General features: G+C 72.5%; 6 protein-coding genes. 4 read left to right on the forward strand and 2 right to left on the reverse strand.

The features are described 5' to 3' along the window. Nucleotides 1–134 precede the first annotated feature (134 nt). Nucleotides 135–3,026, forward strand: a complete 2,892-nt coding sequence (locus AC07B0_RS07425; protein WP_469378056.1) for a helix-turn-helix transcriptional regulator — start codon at nt 135–137, stop codon at nt 3,024–3,026. A gap of 54 nt (nt 3,027–3,080) precedes the next feature. On the opposite strand, the gene AC07B0_RS07430 is transcribed toward AC07B0_RS07425, so the two are convergent. Together AC07B0_RS07430 and AC07B0_RS07435 are read right to left on the reverse strand one after the other, a co-directional pair. Then, nucleotides 3,081–3,686: a response regulator gene (locus AC07B0_RS07430; RefSeq protein ID WP_478897256.1), complete on the reverse strand. Its 606-nt coding sequence runs from the start codon at nt 3,684–3,686 to the stop codon at nt 3,081–3,083. A 19-nt stretch (nt 3,687–3,705) separates the two neighbouring features. Then, the gene (locus tag AC07B0_RS07435; RefSeq protein WP_478897202.1) at nt 3,706–5,004 is read right to left on the reverse strand and encodes a sensor histidine kinase; all 1,299 of its coding nucleotides are present in this window, start codon (nt 5,002–5,004) and stop codon (nt 3,706–3,708) included. A gap of 167 nt (nt 5,005–5,171) precedes the next feature. On the opposite strand from AC07B0_RS07435, the gene AC07B0_RS07440 reads away from it, so the two are divergent. The 3 genes from AC07B0_RS07440 (at nt 5,172) to AC07B0_RS07450 (ending at nt 7,916) form a co-directional block, all read left to right on the forward strand. Further along, nucleotides 5,172–5,792 carry a hypothetical protein gene (locus tag AC07B0_RS07440; protein ID WP_478897204.1) on the forward strand — a complete coding sequence of 207 codons (621 nt, stop codon included), beginning with the start codon at nt 5,172–5,174 and terminating at the stop codon, nt 5,790–5,792. 67 nt (nt 5,793–5,859) lie between these two features. Continuing rightward, entirely contained in the window at nt 5,860–6,360 is a 501-nt protein-coding gene (locus AC07B0_RS07445; protein ID WP_478897206.1) for a PH domain-containing protein, read from the forward strand. Beyond that, complete coding sequence (locus AC07B0_RS07450) at nt 6,357–7,916, forward strand: PH domain-containing protein (RefSeq protein WP_478897208.1); 1,560 nt, start codon at nt 6,357–6,359, stop codon at nt 7,914–7,916. Before AC07B0_RS07445 ends, AC07B0_RS07450 begins: the two co-directional genes overlap by 4 nt. Nucleotides 7,917–8,245 lie beyond the last annotated feature (329 nt).

The following is an 8,245-nucleotide window of genomic DNA, read 5'->3' on the forward strand; positions in this document are numbered from 1 at the left end:
CCGCACGGAGGGAACCGGACCCCGCCCGCCCCGGAACCGCCCCGCCCCCGCCCGACGGAGCGCGGGGCGGCGCGAGGAGGCGCGACACAGTGCAGTTCAGGGCAAGTTCAGGCAGCCCGGGGGAAGGAAACGCAGTGGCGGCGACGCTGATCGAGCGTGAAAAGCAGTGGGACACCCTCAACGACCTGCTCGGCAGCGCCCGGCGGGGCCGAGGGCGCGTCGCCGTCATCAGCGGACCGATCGCGGGCGGCAAGACGACGCTGCTGGAACACTTCACCGAAGCGGCCCTCTCCGAAGGGGCACTGGTCCTGGAGGCCGCCGGATCCCGGGCGGAGCGCTACCTGCCCTTCGGCATCCTGCGCCGCCTGCTCGACACGACCGCGCCCCTGGACCCCGCGGTCCACGCCGAGACCACCGCACTGCTCGACGGCGTCGGCGCGCAGGCCCTGGAAGCCGGGGACCGGGGGGACGCCGACGGCGCCGTCGAGGCGGGCATGCGGGTCCTGCCCCACGTCTGCGCCGCGCTCCTGCGGATCGCCCGGGAGCGCACCCTCGTCATCGCCGTCGACGACGTCCACCACGGGGACGAACTCTCCCGCGCCTTCCTGCTGTGCCTGGCCCGCCGGGTCCGGCAGGCCGGAGTCCTGATCGTCCTCACCGAGGCCGTGCGGCTGCTGCCCGCCCAGCTCGCCTTCCACGCCGAACTGCAACGCCAGCCCAACTGCACCAGCATCCGGCTGCCCCTGCTCAGCGCTGACGGCACCGGACGCCTGCTGGCCGGCCGCTTCTCCACCGCCGCCGCCCAGCGCCTGTCCGCCGACTGCCAGCAGACCACCGGCGGGAACCCGCTGCTGGTCAAGGCCCTGCTGGAGGACGGCCTCGCGGCCCTCGGAGACAGCGAACCGTTCCAGCCGCTCGTCCCCGCCGAGACCTTCGAACGCGCCGTACTGGACTGCCTCCACCGGGGCGACCCCCAGATGCTGGCGGTCGCCCGGGGCATCGCCGTCCTCGGTGACGCGGACCGGCCCGCCCTCCTCAGCCGCATCACCGACGTCCACGTCAAGTCCGCCGAACTGGCCGTCCAGGACCTGGAGCGGTGCGGCGTCATGCGCGACGGCGCCTTCCGCGACACGGCGACCCGCGACGCCGTACTGGCCGCCGCCCCCACCGGGGCCCTGTCCGCGCTCCACCAGCGCGCCGCGCGCCTGCTGCACCAGGACGGAGCGGCCGCCCTCGACGTCGCCCGCCACCTCCTGGCCGCCCGCAAGCAGGTCGAGGACTGGGCGATCCCCGTCCTCCAGCAGGCCGCCGAGTACGCCCTCGTCGAGGACGACCCCGAACTCGCCCTGCGCTGCGGGGAACTGGCCGTCGCCTCCAGCCCCGAAGGACCCCGCCGCACCGCTCTGAAGTCCCGCCTGGTGAGCATCGTCTGGCGCAGCAGCCCGGTCGCCGCCGAGGGCCATCTGCGCCAGCTCTCCCGGGAGTTCGCCGCGGGCCGGCTCACCGACCGGGACCTCCTCCACGCCGTGACCTGCCTCGCCTGGATGGGGGAGGCCCGGCAGGCGGGAGCGGCCGTACGCCGCCTCCAGGACGCCGCCCGGCAGGCCCGCGACACGGGGCAGCCCCTCGCCTACGACCCCGGCACCCTCGCCGCCGCACAGAGCTGGCTCTCGCTCGTCAGCCCCGCGGTCGGGGAGGCGTTCACCACCACCGGCGCGCCGTACGGCACCCGCCCCGGCGCCCCGCGCACGCCGGGCGCCGCACCGGCCGACGCCGGCGACACCGCCCCCTACGCCATGCCCGACGACGCCCACGTCCCCGCCGTCGAGGCCATGCGGACCGCGCTGCGCGGCGGGCAGGGCGAAGCGGCCGTCTCCGCGGCCACCCGGGTCCTGCAGCGCTACCACCTCAGCGACCACACCCTCACGCCCCTCGTCTTCGCCGTACTGGCCCTCGTCTACGCGGGCCGCCTCGACCTCGCGCTCACCTGGACCGACCGGCTCCTCGGCGAATGCTCCGCCCGCAACGCGCCCACCTGGCAGGCGGCCCTCGGGGCGGTCCGCGCCGAGGTGGCCCTGCGCCAGGGCGACCTGCCGGGCGCGGCCGCCCAGGCCCGGCAGGCCATGTCCCTGATATCCGTGCAGAGCTGGGGCGTCGGCATCGCGATGCCGCTGGCCATCCTCATCGAGGCCGAGACCCAGATGGGCAACCTCGAAGAGGCGATGGGCCTGCTGGAACAGCCGGTGCCCGACACCATGCTGGAGACCCAGATCGGGCTCCACTACCTGCGGGCCCGGGGCCGTTGCCACCTCGCCGCGGGCCGCTACCACGCCGCCCTGCGCGACTTCCTCACCTGCGGGGAACTGATGCAGGCCTGGGGCATGGACGCCGTGGAGCTCGCGCCGTGGCGGCTCGACGCCGCCGAGGCGTGGCTGGCCATCGGCAACGTCCCGAGGGCCCGCGAGTACGTCGAACAGCAGAAGCAGCGCGAGGCGGGCCCGGCCGGCAGCCGGCCGCGCGGATCCCTGCTGTTCGCACTCGCCCTGACCAGCGGAGACCTCACGTACCGGCTGAAGCGGCTCACCGAAGCCGTGGAACTCCTCGAAGAACACGAGGACCGGCTCCAACTCGCGCGGGCACTAGGGGAGTTGGGTAGCTGCTACCGCGCGGCCGGGGACTTCAACCGGGCCCGGATGCTCGTACGCAAGGCCTGGCACGTCGCCAAGTCCTGCGGGGCGCAGCCGCTGTGCCAGCAGTTCACGCCGGGGCAGGGCGACGGCGAACCCGTCGTCACCGGACGCGAGGCCGAACCGGCCAAGGAGGCCGAGGCGCTGTCCGAGGCCGAGGCGCGCGTGGCGCTCCTCGCGGCCCGCGGTCACACCAACCGGGAGATCGCCACCAAGCTGTACGTGACCGTCTCCACCGTCGAACAGCACCTGACCCGGATCTACCGCAAGCTGAAGGTCAAACGGCGCCGGGACCTGCCCGCGCAGCTGTGGGACCTGAGCCTGCCCGGCATCGCCTGAGCGGGGGTGCCGGGCAGCCGCCCGGCACCCCCGCCCCGGCCGGCGGGCCCGGCCTCAGGTCAGCAGGCCCCGCTCCAGGGCCGTGATCACCGCCGCCGTGCGGTCGGACACCGACAGCTTCTTGAACGACCTCAGCAGGTGCGTCTTCACCGTCGCCTCGCTGATGAACAGCCGCCGCCCGATGTCCGCGTTGGTCATGCCCTGTCTGACCAGCTGGAGCACCTCGCGCTCCCGCTCGGACAGCACCGGCGTCTCCACCACCCGCGCCCGGAACAGCTTCGGTGCCAGCGACGGCGTCAGCACCGTCTCCCCGCGCGCCGCCGCCTTCACCGCGTTGACGAGCTCCTCGCGGGAGCTGCCCTTCAGCAGGTAGCCCGCCGCGCCCGCCTCCACCGCGCGCAGGATGTCGGCGTCGTCCTCGTACGTGGTCACGATGACCACCTTGGTACGCGGCGACTCCCGCAGGATGTGCCCGGTCGCGGCCACCCCGTCCATACCGCCCATCCGCAGGTCGAGCAGGACGATGTCGGGCTTCAGCCGGGCGGCCTGCAGCACCGCCTCCTCACCGGAACCGGCCTGCCCCACCACCGTGATGCCCGCGTCGAGCTCCAGCATGGCGCTCAGGCCCTCCCGGACCACCGGATGGTCGTCGACCAGCATCACCCCGATCGGTCCGCGCTCACTCACCGGCCGACTCCCCTGCCACGGGGCCCAGCGGCACCGTCACCTCGATGACCGTGCCCGCCCCAGGGCTGCTGCTGACCTCTGCCATTCCGCCGATCTCCTCCACCCGGGCGCGCATCCCGCGCAGCCCGAAACCGTTCCGTTCGCCGTCCGGCCCGCCGTCCCGCACCTCGTCCGGGCCGTCCTGCGACTCCGGGAGGTCCGTACGGAAGCCCGCGCCGTCATCGCGGACCACGAGCCGTACCGCGTCCGGCGCGTACGCCACCAGCACCTCCACCCTACGGGCGTGCCGCGCGTGCTTGCGCACGTTGGCGAAGGCCTCCTGCGCCGAGCGGAGCAGCACCACGCTGACCGCCATCGGCAGCGGCCGTTCCGCACCCCGGGCCGTGCACCGCACGGTGAGCCCCGTCTCCTCCATCAGCAGGTCGGCCTGCCGGCGTACGGCCTGCACCAGCGAGCTCTCCCGGAGCGCCGGCGGGGTGAGCGCGGAGACGAACCCGCGGGCCTCGGCCAGGCTGTCCTGGGCGACCCGCCCGGCCAGCCCGAGGCGGCTGCGCGCCCGCTCGGGGTTGTCCACCACCTCCGACTCCGCCGCCTGCACCAGGCTGATGATGCTGGTCAGGCTCTGCGCCAGGGTGTCGTGGATCTCCCGGGCGAGACGTTCGCGCTCGGCCGAGATGCCGGCCTGGTGCGACAGCCGGGCCTCGCGCTCCCGGCTGCGCCGCAGTTCGTTGATCAGCTCGCCCCGGTCGGCGCTCTGCCGCACCACCCGGGTGATCCACACGCCGAGCAGCACCGACAGGGCGATGCCCAGCAGGGAGATGGGCAGCACCCCCAGGATGTGGGGGTCGAACTCCCCGCCCCGCAGCCACACCACCGTCACCGGCCACAGGTTGGCCAGGACCACCAGCACGATCGCGGGCGGCATCGACAGGCTCATCATGAGCATGGGGACGACCGCGAACAGCGCGAAGGAACCCGCGAAGTCGAGCAGACTGGACGACCCGAACAGCACGAAGAGCCCGACGGAGAACACGATGTTCCGCCGGCCCGTCGTCCGGTGGATCATCAGCCTGCGGCCGAGACCCGCGTACCAGGGCACGATCAGCGTCAGCGCGCCGATGGCGAACGCCCGGTGCACCTGGTCCTCGTCGGAGGTGAAGAGCAGGATGACGGTGACGAGGTAGGAGATCGCGAAGTAGCCGTCCCACAGACCGAACCAGCGGCTCCCCGAGTCGGGGCCGTAGTTCGCGGCCGACCGCGGAACCTCCCCCTCCTGTGTGTGTATGTGCACGTGACCAGTCCTACCACGACTCGAGCCCGTGTCCGTCGATCGGTTGACAGCCGGTCCCACCGATCAGTCGGCACCGGGGTCCGCCCACCCGCCCTACTTTGGACACAGCGGCGAGGAGAGCCGCGAGAAGGATTCCGAAGGAAGCGGGAAAGGGCGGGTTCGGGCACGTGGGTCAGTTCACGACGGCACTCATCACCAGCGGATCGCTCCTGGCCGTCATCCTCGCGACCGACTCCGGCAACCGGCGCATCACCCCCCTGAGGATCGCCGCCCCCACACTGGTGGCCGTCCTCGTCATCGGAGTCTGCGTACACTCCTTCCCGACGGCCGGCAACGACACGTCGCTGCACCTCGCCGGCATCGGCGCGGGGGGCATCTGCGGACTCGTCGCGGGCTCCCTGCTCTCCGCGCACCGGGACCCTGCGGGGGACATCCGCAGCGCCGGCGGACCGGGCCACGCGGCCGTCTGGGTCCTCCTCCTCGGAGCCCAGATCCTCTTCGCATACGGCTGCGAGCACTGGTTCGGTGCCCGCATGACCCGGTTCACCACCGACTACCAGCTCAGTGGCAGCGAGGTCCTCGTGAGCTCGCTCGCCCTGACGTCGCTGTCGATGGTCTTGGCCCGGACGGCGGTCCTGCTGTCCAGGCTCCGTGCCGTACGGGCCGCGACGGCACCCGCCACCGACGTACCCGACACCGACCCACCGGCCCCCGGCCGGAACGGCGGGCGGCCGGACGGCGGAGCCCGGCGGACGGCGAACAGCGGAAGGGCGACGGGCGGGGAGTGAACCGACAGTGATGCGACACGAGTTGACCGGCGAAGACGCGACATCGTTCAGGAACCAGGGTGAGGCAGTGCCAGACAACGAAGAACTGAGGCTCCGTCCGCCTCGCAACCGGGTCGAGAGCCGGGCGATCGGCTGGTGGACCCTCCAGTCCTCCCTGTTCGCCCTCCCGCTCCCGCTCGTGTTCGGGGTGCTCTACCTCACCATCCCGCCGGCGCGGTTCGTCTTCGGCTGGCTCTTCCTCGCCGCCCTCGTCCCCGGGCTCCTCTACATGGGCATCATGCCCATCTGGCGCTACCGGGTGCACCGCTGGGAGACCACCGACGAGGCCGTCTACGCCGCCTCCGGATGGCTCTGGCAGCGGTGGCGGGTCGTCCCCCTCTCCCGCATCCAGACCGTCGACATGCTCCGCGGCCCCCTCCAGCAGATGTTCAGGCTCTCCGGCGTCACCGTCACCAGCGCCTCCTCCGCCGGCGCCGTGAAGATCAAGGGGCTCGACCACCGGATCGCCTCCGAACTCGTCGAACACCTCACCAGGTCCACCCAGGCCGTACCGGGAGACGCGACGTGACGGCCGACACCGCGGTACGCAGCCACGAGAACCCCGCCCCGGACGACGCCTGGGGCCGGCTCAACCCGCGCCTCTTCCTCGTCAACCTGAGCGTCGTGGCCACCCCGCTGGCCATGTTCGCCGCCACCTCCCTCATCAACGGCGGCGAGTTCAACCTCCAGGTCCTGATCACCCTCGGCTCGTTCCTCATCACCTGCCTCGTCATCGCCGGCATCAGCCTGATGCGGCTCATCACCACCCGGTACCGCATCACCGAGGACCGGATGGAGGTGCACAAGGGCAAGTTCTTCCGCAGCCAGCGCTCGGTGCCCGTCGACCGCATCCGCAGCGTCGACCTCACCGCCAACCCCCTCCACCGCCTCTTCGGCCTCACCTCCCTGAAGATCGGCACCGGCGACCAGGGCTCCACCGACGGAGGCCTCTCCCTGGACGGCCTCAGCGTCCGCGACGCCACCGCGCTCCGCGGCCGGCTGACCGAACTCCGCCGGACCCGCCGCGGCCTGACGCACACCACCGACGACACCGATGCCGCCATAGCCGAACTCGACTGGGCGTGGCTGCGGTACGCACCCCTCACCCTCTGGGGCGTCGGCGGTGTCTTCATCGCCGTCGGCAGCACCTACCGCACCCTGCACGAGCTGAAGATCGACCCGCTGGAACTCGGCATCGTCAAGGACATCGAGGCCCGCTTCGGCTCCGTACCGCTCTGGTACGGCCTGCTGGTCACCCTCGCCGTCATCATCCTGATCGGCGTCCTCGGATCGACGGCCACCTTCATCGAGGGCTGGGGCGGCTACCGCCTCGACCGCGAAGAAGCCGGCATGCTCCGCGTCCGCCGCGGCCTGCTCATCACCCGCTCCGTCAGCATCGAGGAACAGCGGCTGCGCGGCGCCGAAGTGGCCGAACCGCTGCTGCTGCGCTGGGCCGGAGGCGCCCGCGTCAAGGCCGTCGCCAGCGGCCTCGGCGACGCCGACGAGAACAGCAGCCGCAGCCGCCTCACCCCGCCCGTACCGATGGCCGTGGCCCGCCGGATCGCCGCGGACGTCCTGGGCGAAACCACCTCCCCGACGGTCGAAGCCACCCTCGCACCGCACCCCCGCGCCGCCCTGCGCCGCAGGATCAACCGCGCCCTGATCTGGACCGTCCTGATCGCCGCCCCCTTCGTCGGCCTCGGCCTGTGGCTCACGCCCGCACTCGTCCACACCGGCTGGATCACCGCCCTGATCCTGCTGCCCGCGGGCCTGGCCCTCGCCCACGACGCCTACCGCAACCTCGGCCACGCCCTCCACGGCCGCTACCTGGTCACCCGCGCGGGCACCTTCACCCGCCGCACCGTCGCCTTCCACCGGGACGGCGTCATCGGCTGGTCGATCACCCGCTCCGTCTTCCAGCGCCGCGCGGACCTGCTCACCCTGGGCGCCGCCACCGCCTCCGGCAACGGCGTCTACAAGATCCGCGACGTACGCGTCTCGGACGGCCTCGCCCTCGCCGAAGAGGCCGTACCCGGCATCCTCGCCCCCTTCATCGAACGGACCCCGCGCACCACCCCCCGATAGACCAACTGGCGAACCCCCGGGAAGCGGAGGGACGGTCCTGACGACCGTCCCTCCGCTTCTGTTCGCCCGCCCGGTTGGCCGCCCTGTTGGCCGGCCGCCCGCCCGCCCCGCCCGGCGGAATTCGGCAGACAAAAGCCCCCGTAATTGTTGCCATCGCGCGCACCCCGAGGGCATAGTGATTCAATCGCGCCCGCAGAATCAGGACGCATTCCCCACAGCCCCTCACCTAGGGGTCCATAGGGGATTGTTAGGGGTTTCTGCGGCAGCCCCCCCCGTGCCAAGGTCATCTCTGGTCTTAGGTTTCTCTGCACGGAGTGATGGAGCGCGCG

This window comes from Streptomyces sp. NPDC044704 (assembly GCF_056433525.1).